This is a genomic window from Melghirimyces algeriensis (genome assembly GCF_900182565.1).
In the GTDB taxonomy this organism is placed as follows: domain Bacteria; phylum Bacillota; class Bacilli; order Thermoactinomycetales; family DSM-45169; genus Melghirimyces; species Melghirimyces algeriensis.
Genome location: NZ_FXTI01000004.1, coordinates 201709 through 222843 on the forward strand (window position 1 = coordinate 201709; position 21135 = coordinate 222843).

Genomic DNA, 21135 nt, shown 5'->3' on the forward strand with positions numbered 1-21135 from the left:
CAGTTGCTTTTCGTCGTATAGCTCAAGCGTTAATTGCCTAAGCTGGATGGTGAAAGGCGGGGTGAATGGGGATGAAAAAACGGCAATGGAGAAGGAGATGGATATCCGCTGTTTTAGTGGTTGCCTTTTGTGGGCTTTTGTTTAGATTGTACTGGATTCAACAAATCGCAGTTCATTCCTTTTCTGAAGAGGAAGCGGATCTGATTGCCGGAGCGGAAGAGCAGCAACGGGGCGTATTTGTGGTGGACAGTGGTCGTGGTGGCATTATGGATCGAAATGAAACATATTTGGTGGGAGACAAAGATTGGAGGTTGATCATTTTTCCCTTATCGGAAAATCAGTGGGCTGCTTATAGAGGCAAACTGGAAAAAGTGGCAGATACCATTGGCTATTCTTATAAGGCATTTCGGGAGGCGGTGAAGGATTTGCACCGTCCACAGGTGTTTCCGGATCGGAAGGGAAACATGGAGACTCTTACAGAAAAACAGGCAGAAGCTATTCGGGCGTTGAAGATTCCAGGTGTGTATGCCAGCAGGAGCGATAATCGTTATCACAGGGATCGACTGGCTTCACAATTGATTGGACGGGTAGAACGAAATCCATTTCTTGTACGAAAACAATATCCGAACGACTGGGATCGCGGTGAAAATCCAAATTACTCCTGGGTTGGTGTCACCGGGTTGGAGGGGGCTTTTGAATCTTTTCTGCGAGGGAAAGGAGAACATTTACTTACATATAAGACAGATGGCAGAGGGAGACCTCTAAATGGACTTCATATGATGACGGAAGAAAGCGGCGGACCCATTCCCTATCAGATTGTGACAACATTGGATCGAAAGATTCAAAAGGTCGCAGAACAAGCCTTGGATAAAAAAGGAGTCAAGGAAGGAGCCATTGTGGTGCAGGATATTTCCAGTGGGGATATCCTAGCTATGGTTAGCCGGCCAGATACTGTGTCGGTCCGTCATGGAGAGAATCCATGGGATAATCGGGCCTTAATGGAGACCGTGCCAGGGTCTATATTTAAAACGGTGGTGGCCGTGGCCGCTCTGGACATGGGAAAAGTAAAGCCTGGAGAGGTTTTTCACTGTGATGGGCATTTAGGACGTTATGGAATGAAAGATTCCAATCCCAAGGGTCATGGCCGACAGAATTTCGCTCAAGCCTATGCCAACTCCTGCAATGTCGTATTTGCCCAGGTAGCAGAAAGAATCGGAGGTGAAAAAATCGCGGAGTATGCCCATATGATGGGATTGGGACAACAGATCTTGTGGTCTGGAAGGGTACTGAAAAATCCTTCGTTTCATCAGTTACCCAGAGAACAAAGCGGTTTGATTTTTTCAGAGAATACTTCAAAAAAGGATTTGGGGGCTGTTGCTCAGACGGGGATTGGGCAGAGAGATGTCAAAATGACACCGTTGCAAGCGGTAAATATGGTAACTACATTGTTTCAAAAGGGGAAGACATTAAATCCCAGAGTGGTTAAGGAAATACAACGTCCGGACGGAGAAGTCTTTTTTCGGTTTCCCCATCATGCGTTAAAAACAAAGAAAAAAATAGATTCTGAAACGCTTCAGGAAGTTCGCCATATGATGCGACTGGCTGTTACCCAAGGAACTGCCCAATCTCTCAAAGGGTCGTCCGTCCAAATGGGGGCCAAGACAGGAACCGCTCAATTGGGGCCGGATAAAACAACTTATAACAAATGGATGGTGGGTTACGGTCCGTATCAACGGCCCGAAGTTTCCGTTGCTGTGTTGGTTCGTTCGGTTTCAGACAGCAGTGATATGCGTGCTCATGAAATTTTTCGGCAAGTGATGGAGGGAATTCAGGAGTTAAAGAAAAAGAGTAGGGACAAATAAAAGACAATTGTTACTTGAAGAAAGTAAGCTGTTGACCTAGAATAAAATTAAATGAATAACGTTTTGATCCTTCGGGGCAGGGTGAAATTCCCGACCGGCGGTGATGGCACAAGGATGCCTCAGTCCGTGACCCGCATGAGCGGTGGACCTGGTGAAACTCCGGGACCGACAGTATAGTCTGGATGGGAGAAGGATGATAGCGTGTACACACGTTTCAGGTGATTCACCACAGAGAGGGTCTCCTCTCTTCGTTTTGCCTGAGTTTCCCTACCCGAAGTTTGCCCTTTTTGCATGCTTCGGGTATTTTGTTTGTACTCGTTGTCATCAGATGCACAAGCAAAGGAGTGTTGATCTGATGACGAAGAAACGGTCAACAAAGAAATTGACAATGTTATCATTACTGTCTGGAATTGCTTTTTTCATGCAATATCTCAATTTTCCACTACCACCCTTCCCGACGTTTCTCAAGGTGGATTTTAGTGAACTTCCAGCGTTAGTAGCTGGTTTAATGTTTAGTCCATTGGCAGGAGTATCCGTAGAGTTTCTAAAAAATCTCCTCCATTTTATATTTACGGGGAGTGAATCGGGCCTTCCGATTGGTCAGATGTCCAATTTTCTGGCAGGAAGCACCTTTGTACTGATTACCGTTTGGATTACCCGAAACATATCGGGTACCAAGGGATTGATTGTAGGAATGGGCACCGCTACCTTGACCGTGGCGATCTTGATGAGTATTGCAAACTATTGGGTGTTTCTTCCTGCTTATGCGTTTTTAATTAATTGGGCAGTGGAAGGTCCAGAGAAGACAGCTCTCGTTCTTTATGGGATTGCCCCATTTAATCTGGTAAAGGGCATGATTGTAGCTTTGGTGTTCCTCCCTCTGTATCGACGATTAAAACCCCGGTTGCAGAGCCGGTTTACAGGATAAACCGCTGTATTTATCAAAACGTTATTCACTCAAGAAGTCTCTTTTGTTTCAAAAAGTGTCAATGCAAAAGAGTCGATCCCAAGTTTGGAAGGGATCGACTCTTTTGGTATCTCAGCTTTGCATTGCATGGGTCTGGACTCTACGGTTGGCCAGAAAATCCGGACGGGGGCTCTGGCCTGAAAATGGTTGAACCAAGGTGTTTTCTACACTGTTATAGACAAAGAAGACATTACTTCGTGGCAGTGGCGTAATATTGCCGTTTGACCCATGCATGATATTACATTCAAACAGGAGCAAAGATCCTGCCGGAGCTGTAGCTGTAGTGATGCCGAATTGCTCAGTCATCCAGGACAGACTTTCGTTGTCCGGGACACCAAACTCCTGTTTTTTCAAGCTGGCTTTAAAGTGGTCTTTTGGCGTTTTTCCAACACAGGAAACGAAGTATCGATGGGAACCGGGTATTAACATCAAGGGACCATTGTATGAATGGTTGTCGGTCAGAAGGATGGAACAACTGATGGCACGCATTCGGGGCATACCGTCTTCTACATGCCAAGTTTCAAAGTCGGAGTGCCAGTAAAACTCTTTTCCTTTAAAGCCCGGTTTATAGTTAATCCGAAACTGGTGAACGTATATTTTGCTTCCAAGAATCTGTTCGATCCGATCCGTAATGCGCGGATCTTGGGAAAGGCGATGAAACAGTTCATTTTTGCGGTGGACGTCAAAAATGGATCGGATTTCATCGCTATTGGGCTCTCGGATCACTTCCTGGGAATGGTTATGCTTGTTTTCATCCCAGACACGATCCAATTCTTTCTTGATTTCGTTCACTTCATCCAGAGAAAAGAAATGATCCAGTAAAAGAAACCCGTTTTTTTCGTAGAAGTGAAGTTGTTGTTGGTTGAGAGGTCCTTCATTTAGCTTTTCGGGATCACTGAACAGTACAGGGTCCTTACGTTTGATAATCTTCGGTTTGTCATAGACCCGGGAAGGATACAGATCTTCCATCACATTCACTCCCGTAAATGGATTTTGGATTCGTCTCCTTCGAATTGTTTGTTGAACTTATTTATTGGAAGGTCGATATCAATGTTTGGTTATTGTAGCGGTTTTCAGTTATGTCTGATCATTAGGTCGATTTATTATAAAGGATAGGGAGTCGATTCCCATTTCCGCGCCTCTTGCTCCCGCAGAGCTCCCACTGAAGGTGGTTGATGGAAAAGGACACGAAACCGAAAAATCGCTCCCAGTCTTTTTATCTCACAGACACATCTTAATCTAAGAGGGGATAGGCACCTTCCTCATCATGGGTTTCCCGACCCGTACAAGGAGGATTAAAGACACAGACCATTCGCAAGTCGGTTTTGGCACGAAGCTGGTGTTTTTCATGACCATCCAGCGTGTATAGAGTGCCCGGTTTAATCGGATAAACCGTTCCGTCATCCAGGGTCTCTACCTCACCTTCCCCTTCAATACAGTAAACCGCTTCAATATGGTTTTTATACCAGAATTCAGAAGTGGTTCCCGCTTTGATCAATGTGTCGTGCATGGAGAAGCCGACACGGTCTTTTTTCAGCAAAAGCCTACGGCTGGTCCATGTTTCCCCTTTTACTTCATCTTCCGTTCCAATTAGATCTTCCAACTGTTTTACAATCATTTGGAGTTCATCCCTTCCCGGCGTTAGTTGATCAGATAGATGCATTGTCAGGTTTGTATTTCTTCACTGTTCCCGGCTCAACAACATAACGGGTTTCAAATTGATTACAGAAGTGAGCGGCTGGCTGCTTCCACACTCTCATCCAGAATGGAAAGACCTTTTTCCAGTCCTTCATCATCAATGGTGAGCGGGGGAAGAAGTTTGGCAACTTCACTGTCAGGTCCAGCGGTTTCCATAATCAAACCACGTTTAAATGCTTCTTTGCATACTTCTTCAGCAAACCCTTCCTGAGGGAAGGAAATGCCCAGCATCAGTCCGCGTCCACGAACCTCTCCATTTTGACTAGAATGCTTTTCCGCTATTCTTTCCAAATTTGTGCGGACTTTTTCCCCTTTGCGTTGAATTTCTTTCGCGAAATCGTCAGTTTCCCAGAAGTTAAGGGCTTCCGTAGCGGCAACAAAGGCCAAGTTGTGCCCACGGAAGGTACCATTGTGTTCACCGGGACCCCATTCGTCCAAGTCCGGACGAATCAAGGTAATGGCAAAGGGCAATCCATATCCGCTGAGGGATTTGGATAGGCAGACAATATCTGGCTTGATGCCGGCCGGTTCAAAGCTGAAATAGGTTCCGGTCCGACCACAACCGGCCTGCACGTCATCTACGATCAACAGAACACCATGGCGGCGGCAGATTTGCTCAACCTGCTTCAACCACTCGGAGCTGGCGACGTTGATACCTCCTTCTCCCTGGACGGTCTCCAGAATAACAGCGGCGGGGAGGTCCATGCCGCTTCCTTTGTCTTCCAGATAACGTTCAAGCAGGGTCAGCGAATCCACATGTTCATCATATTGATCGTATGGAAGGGAAACAGAGTGGGTTAATGGAATTCCGGCACCTTTACGTTTAAATGCATTTCCTGTGACAGCGAGTGATCCTAAAGTCATTCCATGAAAAGCACGGGTAAAGCTGACCACTGTATCCCGACCGGTCACTTTGCGTGCGAGCTTCAGAGCGCTTTCGACGGTGTTTGTACCTGTAGGACCAGGGAACATCACTTTGTACTCCAGATTTCGGGGCTTCAAAATCACATCATGGAACCGACGCAAAAAGGATTCCTTAGCTGAAGTAGCCATATCTAAGCTGTGGATTACTCCATCAGAGGAGAGATATTCAATCAGCTTTTCTTTCATCCGGGAATTGTTGTGGCCATAATTTAATGCCCCTGCACCGGCGAAGAAATCAATGTATTCACGACCTTCTCTGTCCCAAAGCTTGTAACCTTTTGCTTTTTCAAACACCGTAGGGAAGCTGCGACAATAGCTTCGCACCTCGGACTCCAATTGTTCAAAAATACTCATGTCCGTTTTTTCAGAAGTCAGTATCAATGTTTTACAGAACCTCCTCGGTAATTTCCTTTGTCTTGAAAGGACCGATTCGGTAAGTCCATTCAGACTCGTGACCGTGTTCAGGAAACATATTCTCTGAAAAGCATTCCGAAATATCACACTGGGTCTCAAGATCCTTAGCCAGCCCTTTAAAAAGCGATTGAGACGGGATGTTGGAAGGCGACACAGTCGCTTCCAAATACCTGACATCTGCACAGGAATCGCGGGAAAGGAGTGACCTTAACAACGCTTTGCCCAACCCTTTGCCCCGTTGAGATGTATCGACAGCAACCTGCCAGACAAAGATTGTGTCCTCGGTTGTCTGAGGGCGGAAAGCGGAGACAAATCCGACTACCTTTCCATTTTTGTCCTGAGCGATTACACAAGTCTCAGAGAAAAACTTACATAACATCAGGTAGCTGTAGGGAGAATTGAGATCCAACACTCCAGCCCTCTTAATCAATTTCCATACTTCTGATCCGTCTTCATCCTCTGGCTTTCGGAAGATTACATCCAATCCAGAAGGTCTTTGAATCCGGATATTTGAACGCTTTGAGGGGCTTTTCACTGTTTGGGCAGTCTGAGTGTCATTAATTGGGACATCACCCACCTTATAATATTTGGTCATTCAGTTGAATGCTGAATCACTTTTTTAATGCTAACGCGATTTGTCATAATCGTCCAAAGGAATATAGTCGGCTTAGAGAAGATAAAGCATTCAGATTTACAACAGCAGTCATTGAGGAACCAATTCTTTAAAAATCCTTCGTTATGGTGTGATATGCTTTAGATTTTGATAAGGAGAAATTTGGTGGAATCAAATTATGTTAGCTAAAAATAAGTTAGATTTTTCGCAATCAAACCGTTATGATATATAAATTTTTATGAGAGTAAATGAATTACTCCCGTTCATTGATTTCATTCTCCCAGATCTTAAGGCTTAGATGCAGAAGAAAGAGATCGTCCGGATTTAGGAAGGTTAGACCGGTAAGAAATTCAATTTTACGAAGCCGATAGAGAAGGGATTGACGATGAAGATTTAATTCCCGTGCAGTTTGGCTGACATTGCATTGGTGGCGAATGTAGACCTTCAGGGTTTGGATGAGATCAATTCCCCGTTTGCGACTATAGTCAAATAGATTCTCCATGGTTTTCCATGTAATCTCTTGCATTTCCGGATGGTTTCCCAAGTGGCGAAGAGCACGGTACAACCCTGTCTCTTTAAAAAAACTGCGGTATCCAATTCCCTTTTGTTTTCTTCCGATTTCAAGAGCTGTTCGCGCGTCCTGATATCCGGTTTCAAAAGTAAAGACACCGGTTCGATTTTCAGCGATTCCCCATGATAAATACCAATCCGGTGCGTCGGGCAAAAAACTTCCTTCCAATCGATCCAGAAACTCATGAGCTACCTCTATCGCCTGTTCCGGTATCGATTCCAAAAAAATCACCCATTCTCCTCCTTGAGAGGCAACCAAGAGGCGACGATCCATTCGATGTCCAATCATCCGGATTTTTCTTTCCAACCGGGTCTGAAGCAGGTCAGGGACTTCCGGCTCCGGGCGTTGGGGTCTTTCCTCTAAACGACCCGCCAGACAAACATAGGATCGATTGATGTCCAGCCCTAATGTACGTGCCCTGGATTGAACGACTTCTTGGGAGTGAAATTCCCCTTTGGCTAAACTCCAAACAAAATCATGTTGGAAACGCAGTTCCGTTTCCCGCACCGCTTGATGTTGGAGAAACCACAAAGCGGCTGTGGTGGCAACATGCTCCAAGATGATTAAATTCTCCGACTTTGCAAACTCCTCTGGATTGATTCCTTCAGGAAGAAGAGAAAGAAGATATCCGCGGAGTTTGCGTGACGATCGGATAGGCATTTCCAGACAGGTGTACTGATCCATTTGAAACCAGCGCCATTCCGAATGAATGGGGTTTCGGTGCGCTGAAAGTTGATAGATAAATGTTGACTTCTTTTGCTTGGAATGCTTTGTTTGCAATTGCGAGAACGATTTGGAACGGGGACTTTGGCCGAGAATTTCCCCGTTTTCATCTACAATGATGGACGGTTGTCCCCAATACTTTTCCGCTGTAGCCGCAATTTCGGATAGATTGGTGCCTTGCAAAAGGAGTTGTAACAGGTGCCCCTGGACATCTTTTGATAATTGAACCATTTGATTCTGCTTTTGATTCAGTTTATTGGCCACCTGTTGAACGATATCAGAAAACCGGAGCTCCCACGGGATTTCGATCAAAGGCAATTTGTTGCTTTCCGCCAACTGCAGCACTTTATCCGGTATATCTGTGAGATAGTATCCTGTGGCAACACCCAGGGCAGAAGCCCCGGAACGGATGACATCATGGACAAACCGATAGAATTGGGAGGGATTGTGTCCGCAGCTGATGGCTGAACTGAGGACCAGCTCATTTTCCCGGATAAAATTGTCGACGGGGACTTCAATGACCGAAACCCAGTTCACCCGACGCAGGGAAAGGCAATCTTTGGCTGTCCGCACCCTAGCTTCCTTCATCATCTTCATTTCCACTACATCTTTAACGGTTAGCATCCGACTTACCTCCCCCGATTGAGAGTGAGTGCTTAAGGAGAAAGGGATGTTTTTTCCACCGCTTGAAACAGAGTGGAAGGGTCTATATTCCCGCCACTTATGACCAAGACGATGGGTTGTCCGTCGTTGGCGGGCATTTTCTGATGCAGTAGAGCCGCAATGGTGGTCGCGGCAGCTCCCTCCACCACTGTACGATGGTGTTTTAGCATCACTGTAATTCCACCTGCGATTTCTGATTCTCCAACTAAGATGGTTTGATCGGCGAAACGTTGTACCATGGGGAAGGTATATCGGTTAGGCGTACCAATTCCTCCCAAAAGGCTATCAGCGAGAGTAGGTTGTTCTTGAATGGTCTCTAAGGGCTTTCCTTCTTGTAAACTGTAATGCATCACAGCTGGTCCTTCCATGGAGACTCCAATGATCTGACAGGAAGGGTGGTTGGCCTTGATCGCGAGGCCGATTCCGGATAACAACCCTCCCCCGGACAAAGGGATGGCCACGGAACCGAGTTCTGGAAGACTTTCCATCAACTCCAGCCCGATGGTTCCTTGACCGGCGATGATCCAGGGGTCATCAAAAGGCGGAATGACAGTAAGACCTTCTTCCTTTTCTATACGGTTACAAGCGGCTCTTGCTTCATCCTGGTTTTCACCATCGATGTGAAGATGTGCTCCCAATCGACGAATTCCTTCTGTTTTTACAGGGGGAACATGTTGGGAAACACAGATTACCGCTGGGATACCGAGAAGACGTGCTACATAAGCCACAGCCATTCCATGATTTCCGGTGGAGAAGGTGGTGACCCCCCGTTTTTGTTGATCTCTGTCCAGACTGAGAATCTTATTGGCTGCTCCACGGACTTTAAAGGTGTGGGTGGGCAGATGGGTTTCCATTTTGAGATATACAGGAACCCCTGCCGTTTGAGAAAGTTCTTCTGATTGGATCAAAGGGGTTGGGGAGAACAGAGAACGGATTCTCTTTCGGGCCTTCCAGATGTGGTGAAGTTCATTTATATAGTGATTCACAAGGAATACCTCCCATTTAAAATCTTTTCCTCCACATTAGATAAAATGACGAAAAGAATTCCTTTAATTTCATACATTATGGCAATTGTCGGTCTTCATGCTTCCTTCGTAAGATAAAAGAAACGTAAAAAAGGGGGTTCAAGCGGTGCATGGGATTCTGCCCTTCTCAGTGTCTGAATATACGGAAAGATTAAGGCGCGTAAAGCATCAGATGGAAAAAAGGGGGCTGGATATTCTCGTTGTCACGGACCCTGCCAATATGAATTATTTGTCCGGATATGATGCATGGTCTTTCTATGTGCCACAAGCTCTGGTGGTGATATCAGACGAAGAGCAACCTATCTGGATCGGTCGGAAGCAGGATGCGGGTGGGGCAAAGCTTACTACCTGGTTTCACCCCAACCGGATTATCCCTTACCCTGATGATTATGTTCAGGCTTTCGATAAACATCCCATGGATTTTGTTGCAGAGATTTTGAACCAAATCGGAAAGTCAAAAAGACGAATGGGGGTGGAACAGGATAGCTATTATTTTTCTGCACGGTCTATGGATCGTTTGCAGAGAAAGATGCCCCATACCCGTTTTTTCGATGCCACCCTGTTGGTAAACCGGGTTCGACTGGTCAAGTCGGATCAGGAGATTGAATATATGCGTCGGGCGGCCCGAATTGTGGAAAGGGCGATGCGGGCGGGTCTTCAATCCATTGGTGTGGGTGTTAGGGAATGTGATGTAGCAGCCAATATCAGTTACGCACAGATTAGTGGAACACCGGATTACGGAGGAGACTATCCTTCCATTGTCCCATTGCTTCCATCGGGGATCAAAACATGCACTCCTCATCTCACTTGGACCGATCGTCAATATCAGAAGGGGGACGCAGTGATTTTGGAGTTGGCTGGTTGTTATAAACGGTATCATGCTCCAATGGCCCGGACTGCTGTCATTGGAAGTGCTTCTCCAAAGGTCGTGGATTTGGCGAATGTGGTGATTGAGGGTTTGACGAAAACATTGGATGCCATTCAACCGGGAATGACCTGTGAGGAACTGGAATGGACCTGGCGTCAGGTGGTTGAAGGAAAAGGATACCATAAAGATTCCAGACTGGGCTATTCTGTCGGCTTAAATTATCCACCGGACTGGGGGGAACATATTGCCAGTATCCGTTCCGGTGATTCTACGGTTCTAAAACCCAATATGACCTTTCATTTGATTCCCGGCATTTGGCTGGATCATTATGGAGTTGAATTTTCGGAAACCTTTCGGGTGACAGAGACGGGTTGTGAAGTGTTAACGCATTTCCCCAGGGAGTTGTACCAGTTACCTGAGCTTCCGCTTTCCACCATATCCATTGAAGAAAGCGGGGCGTAGAGGGATGTGGGTATTTGGTGAACAAGAGATTCAAGAGGCTATTTCCTTGGATATGGAAGTGGTAAAAGCGATTGAAAAAGGTTTTTTTACCCTGGTGGAAAAGCGTGTTCAAGTCCCTCCGATCCTTCGGGTGGATCTTTCGGAATATCAGGGAGAAGTGGATGTGAAGACAGCGGTAGTAAAGGGTGAACCGTATTTTGCCGTTAAAATCTCTTCTGGATTTTTTAACAATCCCCATCGAGGTTTGCCCAGCGGAAGTGGCATGATGATTTTACTGAATGTAGAAACAGGATTCCCGGAGGCGATCTTTTTGGATCACGGATATTTGACAGACATCCGTACGGCTGCTGCGGGAGCGGTGGCTGCCAAATATTTGGCTCTGGAAACTATCCAGACAGCGGGAATGATCGGAGCAGGCACCCAAGCGCGTTATCAGATGAAGGCATTGGCCTTGGTCCGTTCCCTTGATCAAATACGGATCTGGTCGCGAAGTAGAGAACGGGCGGAAGACTGTGCCAAGGAAATGAAAACGGAACTGGGAGTGAGAGTTGAGGTGTTTCCCCATCCGGAACCGGTGGTTCGGGGATCGGATGTGGTGGTGACTGCCACCCCGTCTACTACGCCGTTGGTCCAAAAGGAATGGTTTCATGATGGGCTTCACCTTACCGCCATGGGTTCCGACTCGGAATATAAACAAGAGGTGGAAGTTGATGCGATTGCTTCCGCAGACCGATTGATTTGTGACGATCGCGAACAATCTTTTCGCTTGGGAGAGTTACGTTCGGCTTGGGATGAAGGACGGCTTAGAAATAAAGAGGTGACGGAGTTGGGGGACATTGTAGCCGGCCGTGCTCCCGGTCGCCGTTCCAACAAGGAAGTTACCCTTTGCGACCTTACCGGGGTTGGTGTTCAGGATACGGTGATTGCGATCATGGCCTACCATCGGTTGAAACAGCAGAAAAAGGGCGTTCGACTTTAACATATTGTAAAGGAGTGCTCAATTGTGAACCGACAATTGTTTACTAATGAAAGTCCATCAAGCGGTACCCGTTCTGTATGGGCAGGGGAAGGGAAGGATCTTCTTCAAGGAGCCACACAAGTACCTGTGGTTCACAGTGTTTCCTTTGGATATCGGGATATTGACCATTGGCATGAAGTGGCGCTCGGACAAAAGGAAGGTCATATTTATAGTCGCAATACCAACCCCACTGTGCAAGTGTTTGAAGAGAAGGTGAGAAGTCTGGAGAAAGCGGAAGCGGCAGTATCTTTTTCCACCGGTATGGCTGCCATTTCCTCCTCTTTGTTTACCTTTCTGTCTCCGGGGGATCGAGTGGTAACAATTAAAGATACCTATGGAGGAACAGGAAAGATCTTTTTGCATCATTTGCCTCGCTTTCAGATCGATGTGGCGATGTGTGAAACTGAGGATGCGGACGGGATTGAGAAAGAGGTCGCCAAGGGATGTCAAGTTCTCTATCTGGAGACACCAACCAACCCCACATTAAAAGTGTTGGATTTAAAACGGCTGATTGAAACAGCTCATCGTAAAGGGGCTCTGGTTTTGGTGGATAATACGTTTGCCACTCCAATCAATCAAAACCCTCTGGATTTGGGAGCCGATTTGGTCATTCACAGTGCCACCAAGTTTTTGGGAGGGCATGCGGATGCCTTGGGTGGAGTGATTTGTGGCTCGGAAGAATTGGTGCAAAGGGTTTTTTCGTATCGGGAGATACATGGAGCGACTCTTCAACCCATGGCGGCCTATCTGCTTCTTCGCGGGATGAAAACATTACACCTTCGGATTCAACAACAGAATGAAAGTGCTCTAACCATTGCGAAATGGCTGGAAACTCATCCTAAGATTGAGGAAGTTTATTATCCGGGTCTCCCGTCCCACCCTCATTATAAAATTGCCTGTCAACAAATGCGAGGGTTTGGCGGAGTGTTAAGTTTTTCTCTGAAGGGTGGAATGGAAATGGTTCGTTCCTTTCTCCCCCAACTTCGCTTTGCACATTTGGCTGCTAATCTGGGATCGGTTGAGACGGTAGCCGGACCTCCCCGAACCAGCAGCCATGTGGAATGCACAGAAGAAGAGCGTCAGGCTTTGGGAATTCCCGAAGGATTGATCCGATATTCTGTGGGGATTGAGGAGACACAAGATCTTCTGAATGATTTGGAACAAGCGCTGGAGGCAATTCCGGAACGCATAGATTGTTCTTCATAAGAGAAAGTAAATAGAACAGCAGGATGGATATAGGCTTCAATTCATGGAGGGATCTGAGTGAAAGAGAAGACGATGGCAGAACGGGCGCAAGAGATCCGGGAAATGTTGGTGAAATGGAGGCGTCATATCCATCAAAATCCGGAATTGAGCTTTCGTGAGTTTGAAACTTCCCGTTTGGTGGCACAGGAACTGAGTCGGATCGAAGGAATGAATGTTAAGACAGAAGTGGGGACAACCGGGGTCATTGGAACATTGTCTCAGGGGAATGGATGGACCGTCGCCATTCGTGCAGATATGGATGCCTTGCCGATCGCGGATGCCAAAGACCGTCCTTATCGTTCGCAAAATCCGGGTGTGATGCACGCCTGCGGACATGATGCGCACACAGCTATTCTCCTGGGAGTGGCTCGGTTGTTGGGCGAGGAATTTCAAAATGGAGAGGTTCAGGGAACGGTCAAATTGATATTCCAGCCAGCAGAAGAGCATACTGGACCTTATGGAAGCACAGGTGCTCCCCGCATGATGGAGGAAGGTGCTTTGGATGGAGTCGATCGGGTGATCGCTCTCCATATGAATCCGGAACGGACGGTGGGAGCTGTTCAATTAAATGACGGTTACACCATGGCCAGTGTGGATACCTTTCAGGGGACACTTTATGGAACAGGGGGACATGGGGCTTATCCACATTTGGGGACGGACCCCGCTTGGATGTTGCTTCCGGTACTTCAAGCGTTACACGGGATTGTTGCCCGTCGGGTCTCTCCGCTTGAACCGGCAGTGGTTAGTATCGGACAGATTCATGCGGGAACGGCGAGCAATGTCATCCCGTCGGAAGTTTTTATACAGGGAACGATTCGGACCTACGATCCGCAGACCCGCGAAATGATGATTAAGGAACTGGAAAAGGCATTTTCTCTGGTTGATACGTTGGGTGGAAATTACACTTTTCAGGTAGAGCAAGGGGAGCCCGGACTCTATAATCATCCAAGTGTAAACGAGGTGATTTCTGCGGTGATCCGGGATCTTTATCCGGATATGAGGATATACAGGGGCCCCTTTGGAATGGGAGCCGAAGATTTCAGTTATATGACTGAAAAAATTCCAGGGGCCATGTTTTTTTTGGGATGTGCGCTTCCGGACGGGATACACCGGGATTTGCATACTCCGGTTTTTGATATTGATGAGAACTGCCTTCCGATTGGAGCAGCTATTTTGGCGGAAACAGCCCTGCAATTGTTGAAAAGAGAGAGGGAGGGAACGTGATGGAACGACGATTGGCGATGATTGGATTTGGAACCGTGGGTCAGGCTTTGGCGCGCATTTTGCTGGAGAGAAAAGGGGAATTATGGGAAAAAGAAGGCTTTGTAGCACAAATTACTGCAATTTCTGACATGACAAAGGGATCATTGTATCATCCCGATGGATTAAATTTGACAGAGGTGTTCCTGGCTTTGGAGGAATCTGGGACACTGGAGGCGTATCCGGAGACATCTGGACTCCAGAGAGGATGGAACAGTCTGAAAACAATCCAGGACAGCAATGCAGACACCATAGTGGAGGTTACGTTTACGGATGTGGAAACCGGTCAACCGGCGATTGAACACTGCCGAACCGCTTTTGAAGCGGGAAAGAACGTAGTGACCACCAATAAAGGGCCTGTGGCACTGGCATTTGCGGAACTGTCTGAACTGGCTGAAAAAAACGGAGTTTATTGGGGATTTGAGGGAACAGTGATGAGCGGAACCCCTGCGCTTCGAATGCCCCGTTTCGCCTTGGCGGGTGATCGGATCAAAGAAATCAGGGGGATCTTAAATGGCACAACCAACTATATCCTGACCCGTATGGAAGACGGAGTAAGTATGGAAAATGCATTGTTGGAAGCGCAGAACAAGGGTTATGCCGAAGCAGATCCAACGGGGGATCTGGAAGGGTTTGATGCACTGTATAAGATGATGATCTTATCCGAAGTGGTCATGGGAATACCGTTGAAGCGAAAGGATGTACTGCGAAAGGGGATGTCATCTGTGACATCCGAGGATATTCAGAAAGCAAAAACGGGTGGGATGAGGTGGAGAATTTTAAGTGTGATCCGGGAGGAAGGCGGGAAAATGAGTGCATCCGTTCAACCGGTTGCCATTCCGGAGGCAGATCCTTTGGCCGGAGTGAAAGGGGCACTCAATGCAGTTACCTATGTATGTGACCTATTGGGTCCTGTGACATTGATTGGAGCGGGTGCAGGACGAATGGAAACAGGATTCTCCATTCTTGCAGACTTGATTCATTTGCATCATCAGAAAAGATGAATATTTAAAAAGTTGGGGGCGATTTGAAAATGAAAGCGATTCATGACAAAATGGAATTTAGTCCCGGACATTCGGTGAAATGTAAAGATTGGATCGAGGTTCGAGATCCACAGGATGATTCCCTGATTGCAACTGTCCCCGCTGTGACTCCTGAAGGTATGAATAAAGCGGTAGAACGCGCTGCGGATGGTGCAAAGATCGCTGCAGAGATGCCGGTTCACCAAAGGGTTTCCATATTGCATCGAACGGCTGACCTATTGTCTTCCCGAAAAGAGGAGTTTTCCATGGTCATTGCCAGAGAAGGAAGTAAAACGATCCGGGAGGCGCGTAAGGAGGTGAGTCGTGCTGTAGAGACGATCCGGATCAGTGCGGAGGAAGCACGCCGAATCCATGGGGAAACCCTTTCCTTTGACCAAATGCCCGGAAGCGAAAACCGGGTGGGTGGCTGGTATCGCGTTCCAGTAGGTCTGGTAGCAGCCATTACTCCGTTTAATGACCCCCTCAACCTGGTGGCACACAAGGTGGGCCCTGCTGTGGCGTCCGGCAATGCCGTGATTGTTAAGCCTGCCAGCGTTACACCATTGAGCGCCCTCAAGTTGTGGGAGGTCATGCAGGAAGCGGGACTCCCTTCCCCTGTCTTTTCGGTGGTTCCCGGACGTGGCAGTGAAGTTGGGGATACGTTGGTGCAACATCCACAGGTTCGTATGATCTCCTTTACAGGGGGAGTGGAAGCAGGAAAAAAAATTGCGGGGAAAGCCGGGATCAAAAAAGCAAACATGGAACTGGGTTCCAACTGTCCGGCCATCATCCTTGGGGATGCGGATCTATCCACAGCCATCCAATCTTGTGTATCCGGGGCGTTCTGGGCAGCAGGACAAAATTGTCTCAAAGTGCAACGAATTTATATTGAAGATTCCGTCTACCCCGACTTTTTGGAAGGCTTTGTGGCCCGGACACGGCAATATCGCACGGGAAACAAACTGTCGGAAGAGACAGATATGGGTCCGCTTATCACCTGCCGCGAAGCAGAACGGGTGGATCGTTGGGTAAAAGAAGCTATGAAAGAGGGAGCTGTTCTGTATTGCGGCGGAGAGCGTGATGGAGCATTTTATACTCCGACAGTGTTGTCCGATGTCCCGCAGGGGAGTCGTATCGAGTGGGACGAAGTGTTTGGTCCGGTTGTCAGCCTTCATCCGGTACGGGATGCAGAAGAAGCAGTCAAACGAGCCAATCAGACGCATTTTGGATTGCAGGCCGGGGTGTTTACAAAAGACTTGGATAAAGCATTTGATCTCATTCACCGACTCCAAGTCGGGGGTGTGATGGTAAATGACAGCAGTGATTACCGCATTGATGCGATGCCTTTTGGCGGTGTCAAACAGTCTGGACTCGGCCGGGAAGGTGTCCGCCATGCCGTGGGGGAGATGACGGAAACTAAAGTGGTTTGTTTTCGGCTGAAAAGCTGAGAAAAACGATGAGGAGGAGACATTTTGAAGAAAAATATCATGCATATCGTCCTCGCATTGGTGTTGGTGTTTTCTTTGACAGGATGTGGAAGCCTTGATGTCGGGGGAAGCTCCGGATCTACGCTGGAAAAAGCAAAGGAAGAGGGAGTCATCAAGGTTGGTTTTGCCAATGAAAAACCTTACGCCTACCGGGATAAAAGTGGGAAAGTGACGGGGGAAGCGGTGGAAATTTCACGTGAGATTTTCAAACGTTTGGGAGTCAAAAAAATTGAACCGGTCTTGACGGACTTTGGTCAATTGATTCCCGGTCTGAAAGCCAAACGCTTTGATGTCATCACTGCTGGCATGTATATTACCCCTGAAAGGTGTAAGGAGGTTGCTTTTTCAGATCCTGAGTATCAGATTGGGGAGTCTCTGGCAGTGAAGAAAGGAAATCCAAAGGATCTGCACAGCTATCAAGATATTGCTGATAAAAAAGAAGTAAAAGTCGCCGTTATGCGGGGAGCGATTGAAATCGACTATATGAAGAAATTGGGTGTAAAAGACAGCCAGATTAAAACATTCTCAGATCAACCCTCGGTGATTCAGGCTCTTAAATCGGGTCGAGTCGATGCAATTACCATGACGGGCCCTTCTCTCCGAGAAATATTAGAAGCACAAGGAAAAGAAGGGATAGAGACAGTGGAAGATTTTGAACAGCCGGTGATTGATGGAAAGAGCGTTGTCGGCTTTGGTGCTGCTGCTTTCCGAAAAGATGATACCAAATTCCGCGATCAATTCGCCAAAGAACTAAATAAATTGGAAAAATCAGGAGAGTTGCAGGAGATTCTGGAGAAATTTAATTTTTCAAAGGAAAACCTGCCTGGAGGAAAAACACAAGAGGAACTCTGTAAAGGATAAACGTGTCCTATGAAGGGGGAGGGAATCTCCCCCGCTCTATTGAAATGATTATCCGTGTTTTCCATTAATCGAGGAAAAGGGCGTGATATCCATCGATGTTTATTCCATCGTGCTTCCCTTGCTTTTGGAGGGAGCCATGGTTACGTTGCAATTGTTGGTGATTTGCGGAATATTATCTTTTTTGATGTCCTTTATCGGCGGCTTTAGCCGGCTGTCCGGGATTGCCCCTGTTCGGTGGGTTTCCGGATTGATTATAGAATTTATTCGTGGGACATCCCTGTTGGTTCAATTATTTTGGCTCGTTTTTGCCCTTCCTTTGTTGGGGGTTAATATTGCTCCAGGTTTGGCGGCAATCATCGGATTATCACTAAACTATGGAGCTTATGGTTCCGAAATCGTGAGGAGCTCCATCCAGGCTATTCCCAAAGGACAGACAGAAGCGGGGATTGCTTTGAATATGACTCCGATACAACGGATGCGAAGCATCATTCTGCCACAAGCGTTTAGAATCATGCTTCCATCCTTTGGGAACTTGATGATCGAGCTGTTGAAGGGAACGGCTTTGGTTTCTCTGGCGCTGACATCTGACATGACGGAGAAAATGATGCAGATGCGAAATACCGTGGGTCACGATACACAACTTTTGTCCTTGTTGCTCATTGCCTATTTTATTGTCGGATATGCGGTTACACTTCTTTTCCGTTGGCTTGAGCGCAAGTTCAGCGCGGGGAGGGTTTAATCCATGTCTGTATGGGATTGGGAATTTACATTTGCTGATGTGTTACCACAATTACTTCAGGTGATTCATGTCACGATTGGCGCCACAATCGGAGCCTTTGCCTTTGCGCTTGTCGGGGGTCTGATCCTCGCTTTAGGCCGTCGGTCACAAAAGAAATGGATTTCTTGGCCCACATACGGCTTCATTGAATTTGTCCGTACAACGCCACCACTCGTTCAGTTATACTTTATTTTCTTTGTATTTCCGGACTTGTTTGGTGTGGCCCTGCCAGCGATCGTAGCGGGGATTCTGGGATTGGGTATCCATTACAGTACCTATCTGTCTGAAGTATACCGGGCCGGCATTGAATCGGTACCCCAGGGGCAGTGGGAAGCTGCTACCGCACTCAATTTTTCACCGGTTCAAAAGTGGAAATCCATCATTCTACCCCAAGCGATCCGTCCCGTCGTTCCTGTTATGGGCAATTACCTGATCGTTCTGTTTAAAGAAACCCCGCTTCTCGCGGCGATCAGTGTGGGTGAACTCTTGGGCACGGCTCAAAGCATCGGTTCTTCCACATTCCGTTATCTGGAACCGATCACTCTGGTTGGACTTTTCTTCCTCTTGATGAGCTATCCCGCATCGCTGATGATTAAACGTTTGGAGCTTCGACTGGATTTGAACCGCAAATAAGAAAGGAAGTGAATCAGCGTGGTAGAAACACAGGATGCAAATGCCTTGACGGCTTATAATATTCAAGATAAGGACCCTATTGTAAAATATAGAGAGATCAAAAAAGCCTTTGGGGATACCGAAGTGTTAAAAGGGATTGATTTTGATCTCTATCCAGGTGAACGTGTGGCCATCATTGGACCCAGTGGTTCCGGGAAGACGACCATGGCAAGACTTCTGATGACCTTGGAAAAGCCTACATCCGGTACGATTGAGGTGGATGGACGTTATCTGTGGCATAAGGAAGTCAAAGGACAACTGGTCCCTGCTGATGAAAAACATCTTCACGAGGTTCGTGGGGATATCGGTATGGTTTTTCAGCATTTTAATCTGTTTCCTCATATGACCATACTCAAAAATTGTACCGAAGCTCCTGTAAAGGCTCTGGGTCTTTCAAAAAAGGAGGCCGAAGAACGGGCAAAGGAGATGTTGGATAAAGTGGGGATGTTGGAAAAGGCGAAGGATTATCCCGCCAGCCTTTCCGGGGGACAACAGCAGCGTGTGGCCATTGCACGGGCCTTGGTGATGCGACCCAAAGTGATGTTGTTCGATGAGCCCACTTCAGCTTTAGACCCGGAGACAGTGGGTGAGGTGCTTCAAGTCATCAAGGATATTGCCAAGCAAGGAGATATGGCCATGATGCTGATTACCCACGAGATGAGTTTTGCTCATGAGGTGGCAGATCGGATCTGCTTTTTCGATGAAGGAATCATTCAGGAACAAGGACCCCCTTCTCAGGTTTTTACTCAACCCAAAACGGAACGGTTGCAGGAGTTTTTAAAACGATTTCACATGAATGGGAGCTCTTAATAAAAATCAAAACAAAAAGGTTTCAAAATCTCCTTCCCTTTCGAATAAATGCATAGGAGCTTTGTTCAAAAGGGGAGGTATTTCCATCTTGCGTAAAACATCGTTGAAACTAATATCTGTTCTGATGGCATTGGCACTGTTTTTTATCCATCATCCTGAAACGGAAGCGATTGATGCCAGTCCTGCGACAGGGGAGAAAAAGGTGGAAACGGTGAAAGAGACTGCGGAAAAAGTAGCTCGTTCACTTGTGAACCCATAGAATAAACGAATGGAACAAAACAGTGTTCTTACTGATGCGAGACTGTTTTCAGGCAGCGACGTAAGGGGAAGAATCTAAGGAAGGATGACAAGAAAAGGGGAGCGCAGGCTCCTCTTTTCTTTTGCCTAATCCTCTATTCCGTTGGAAGGATAAAAGCATCTGTGATTCCGATGGCTTTAAGCTCCTTTAATCGCTCCTCCGCATTATCCTGATGATGAAAGGCCCCAGCTTGAACACGGTAGTAAACCTCTCCGTCTATTGTCACTTTCCAAATAAATGCTTCAATCCCATGAGATGATAGGTGATTCACGCGATCAACCGCATTGAATTGGTTTTTGAATGAACCGGCAATCACTTTATAGATAAACTTTTTTGGAATATGAAGGGCGCTAGCGATTCCATCACCAATAGCAATGGAAAGATCCTGGATAAAGGTTGAATCGGTTAACAGTTTCAGATCAGAAGAATGGTCGATAAATAAGTTTTCCAACAGAATGGCGGACATGCTCGTTTCCCGCAGGACGTAAAAGTTGGCTCGTTTTTTCCCTCGATCCCGAATCCCGTATTTGGGTCCAATCTCACCCATGACATGCTGGTGAATAACCGTTTGAGCATCAACCGTCTCTGAAGGAACTGTGCCGTTATAGATATAGCTTTCCCAGCCGGTCCCACCTCCCGCGTTTACATGAATGGAACAGAAATAGTCCGCATGTTGGGCAGTTGCCATGGAAGTGCGTTGGGACAAGCTGACATAAGTGTCTGTGGTTCTTGTCATGAATATGGTGGCTTGATAGTGCTTCTTTAAATATTGCTGAACGCGAAGTCCAATGTTCAGCGTAAAATCCTTTTCTCTATAACTGCCATATACAGCACCTGAATCCTTTCCACCGTGACCGGGATCAATCATGATCGTTGTCATTCTATCAACTACCT

The 21135-nt window shown here is 47.0% G+C and carries 20 protein-coding genes and 1 riboswitch; of the genes, 13 read left to right on the top strand and 7 right to left on the bottom strand.

Features of this window, described 5'->3' with window-relative positions:
- Positions 1–71 precede the first annotated feature (71 nt).
- Positions 72–1862: a peptidoglycan D,D-transpeptidase FtsI family protein gene (locus FN782_RS08080; protein WP_185956143.1), complete on the top strand. Its 1791-nt coding sequence runs from the start codon at positions 72–74 to the stop codon at positions 1860–1862.
- 63 nt (positions 1863–1925) lie between these two features.
- Positions 1926–2060, top strand: a riboswitch (FMN riboswitch).
- Between the two features lie 157 nt (positions 2061–2217).
- Entirely contained in the window at positions 2218–2790 is a 573-nt protein-coding gene (locus FN782_RS08085) for an ECF transporter S component (protein ID WP_142505270.1), read from the top strand.
- A gap of 111 nt (positions 2791–2901) precedes the next feature.
- Here the strand turns inward: FN782_RS08085 and thpD are convergent, their stop codons facing one another.
- The 6 genes from thpD to FN782_RS08115 all read right to left on the bottom strand — a co-directional run bounded on the left by thpD (position 2902) and on the right by FN782_RS08115 (position 9421).
- The gene (gene thpD / locus FN782_RS08090) at positions 2902–3798 is read right to left on the bottom strand and encodes an ectoine hydroxylase (RefSeq protein WP_142505271.1); all 897 of its coding nucleotides are present in this window, start codon (positions 3796–3798) and stop codon (positions 2902–2904) included.
- A 265-nt stretch (positions 3799–4063) separates the two neighbouring features.
- Positions 4064–4447 (bottom strand): ectoine synthase, encoded by a 384-nt coding sequence (locus FN782_RS08095; protein ID WP_142505272.1) that lies wholly within the window; start codon positions 4445–4447, stop codon positions 4064–4066.
- Positions 4448–4551: 104 nt separating this feature from the next.
- Complete coding sequence (gene ectB / locus FN782_RS08100) at positions 4552–5805, bottom strand: diaminobutyrate--2-oxoglutarate transaminase (protein WP_142505337.1); 1254 nt, start codon at positions 5803–5805, stop codon at positions 4552–4554.
- 31 nt (positions 5806–5836) lie between these two features.
- Positions 5837–6460 carry a diaminobutyrate acetyltransferase gene (gene ectA, locus FN782_RS08105; RefSeq protein WP_142505273.1) on the bottom strand — a complete coding sequence of 208 codons (624 nt, stop codon included), beginning with the start codon at positions 6458–6460 and terminating at the stop codon, positions 5837–5839.
- A gap of 271 nt (positions 6461–6731) precedes the next feature.
- Complete coding sequence (locus FN782_RS08110; RefSeq protein WP_142505274.1) at positions 6732–8396, bottom strand: PucR family transcriptional regulator; 1665 nt, start codon at positions 8394–8396, stop codon at positions 6732–6734.
- 32 nt (positions 8397–8428) lie between these two features.
- Complete coding sequence (locus tag FN782_RS08115; RefSeq protein ID WP_142505275.1) at positions 8429–9421, bottom strand: pyridoxal-phosphate dependent enzyme; 993 nt, start codon at positions 9419–9421, stop codon at positions 8429–8431.
- Between the two features lie 154 nt (positions 9422–9575).
- Between FN782_RS08115 and FN782_RS08120 the strand changes: the two genes are divergently transcribed.
- The 11 genes from FN782_RS08120 to FN782_RS16800 all read left to right on the top strand — a co-directional run bounded on the left by FN782_RS08120 (position 9576) and on the right by FN782_RS16800 (position 20202).
- Positions 9576–10790, top strand: coding sequence for a M24 family metallopeptidase (locus FN782_RS08120; RefSeq protein ID WP_246064899.1), 1215 nt, complete (start codon positions 9576–9578; stop codon positions 10788–10790).
- A 4-nt stretch (positions 10791–10794) separates the two neighbouring features.
- Positions 10795–11769 (top strand): cyclodeaminase, encoded by a 975-nt coding sequence (locus tag FN782_RS08125; protein WP_142505276.1) that lies wholly within the window; start codon positions 10795–10797, stop codon positions 11767–11769.
- A gap of 24 nt (positions 11770–11793) precedes the next feature.
- Entirely contained in the window at positions 11794–13014 is a 1221-nt protein-coding gene (locus FN782_RS08130; protein ID WP_246064891.1) for a cystathionine gamma-synthase family protein, read from the top strand.
- Between the two features lie 72 nt (positions 13015–13086).
- Entirely contained in the window at positions 13087–14277 is a 1191-nt protein-coding gene (locus FN782_RS08135; protein WP_142505340.1) for a M20 metallopeptidase family protein, read from the top strand.
- The gene (locus tag FN782_RS08140; RefSeq protein ID WP_142505277.1) at positions 14277–15317 is read left to right on the top strand and encodes a homoserine dehydrogenase; all 1041 of its coding nucleotides are present in this window, start codon (positions 14277–14279) and stop codon (positions 15315–15317) included. The genes FN782_RS08135 and FN782_RS08140 overlap by 1 nt, the downstream gene beginning before the upstream one ends.
- 29 nt (positions 15318–15346) lie before the next feature.
- Positions 15347–16783, top strand: coding sequence for an aldehyde dehydrogenase family protein (locus FN782_RS08145; protein ID WP_142505278.1), 1437 nt, complete (start codon positions 15347–15349; stop codon positions 16781–16783).
- A gap of 24 nt (positions 16784–16807) precedes the next feature.
- Positions 16808–17683, top strand: coding sequence for an ectoine/hydroxyectoine ABC transporter substrate-binding protein EhuB (gene ehuB / locus FN782_RS08150; protein WP_246064892.1), 876 nt, complete (start codon positions 16808–16810; stop codon positions 17681–17683).
- A gap of 82 nt (positions 17684–17765) precedes the next feature.
- Positions 17766–18422 carry an ectoine/hydroxyectoine ABC transporter permease subunit EhuC gene (gene ehuC / locus FN782_RS08155; RefSeq protein ID WP_246064893.1) on the top strand — a complete coding sequence of 219 codons (657 nt, stop codon included), beginning with the start codon at positions 17766–17768 and terminating at the stop codon, positions 18420–18422.
- A 3-nt stretch (positions 18423–18425) separates the two neighbouring features.
- Positions 18426–19094 (top strand): ectoine/hydroxyectoine ABC transporter permease subunit EhuD, encoded by a 669-nt coding sequence (gene ehuD, locus FN782_RS08160; protein WP_142505280.1) that lies wholly within the window; start codon positions 18426–18428, stop codon positions 19092–19094.
- Positions 19095–19112: 18 nt separating this feature from the next.
- Positions 19113–19943 (top strand): ectoine/hydroxyectoine ABC transporter ATP-binding protein EhuA, encoded by an 831-nt coding sequence (ehuA, locus tag FN782_RS08165; RefSeq protein WP_281285925.1) that lies wholly within the window; start codon positions 19113–19115, stop codon positions 19941–19943.
- A gap of 88 nt (positions 19944–20031) precedes the next feature.
- Positions 20032–20202 carry a hypothetical protein gene (locus FN782_RS16800; protein ID WP_185956144.1) on the top strand — a complete coding sequence of 57 codons (171 nt, stop codon included), beginning with the start codon at positions 20032–20034 and terminating at the stop codon, positions 20200–20202.
- A 133-nt stretch (positions 20203–20335) separates the two neighbouring features.
- Here FN782_RS16800 and FN782_RS08170 read toward each other — a convergent pair whose 3' ends face one another.
- Positions 20336–21121: an N-acetylmuramoyl-L-alanine amidase gene (locus FN782_RS08170; RefSeq protein ID WP_142505282.1), complete on the bottom strand. Its 786-nt coding sequence runs from the start codon at positions 21119–21121 to the stop codon at positions 20336–20338.
- Between the last annotated feature and the right edge of the window lie 14 nt (positions 21122–21135).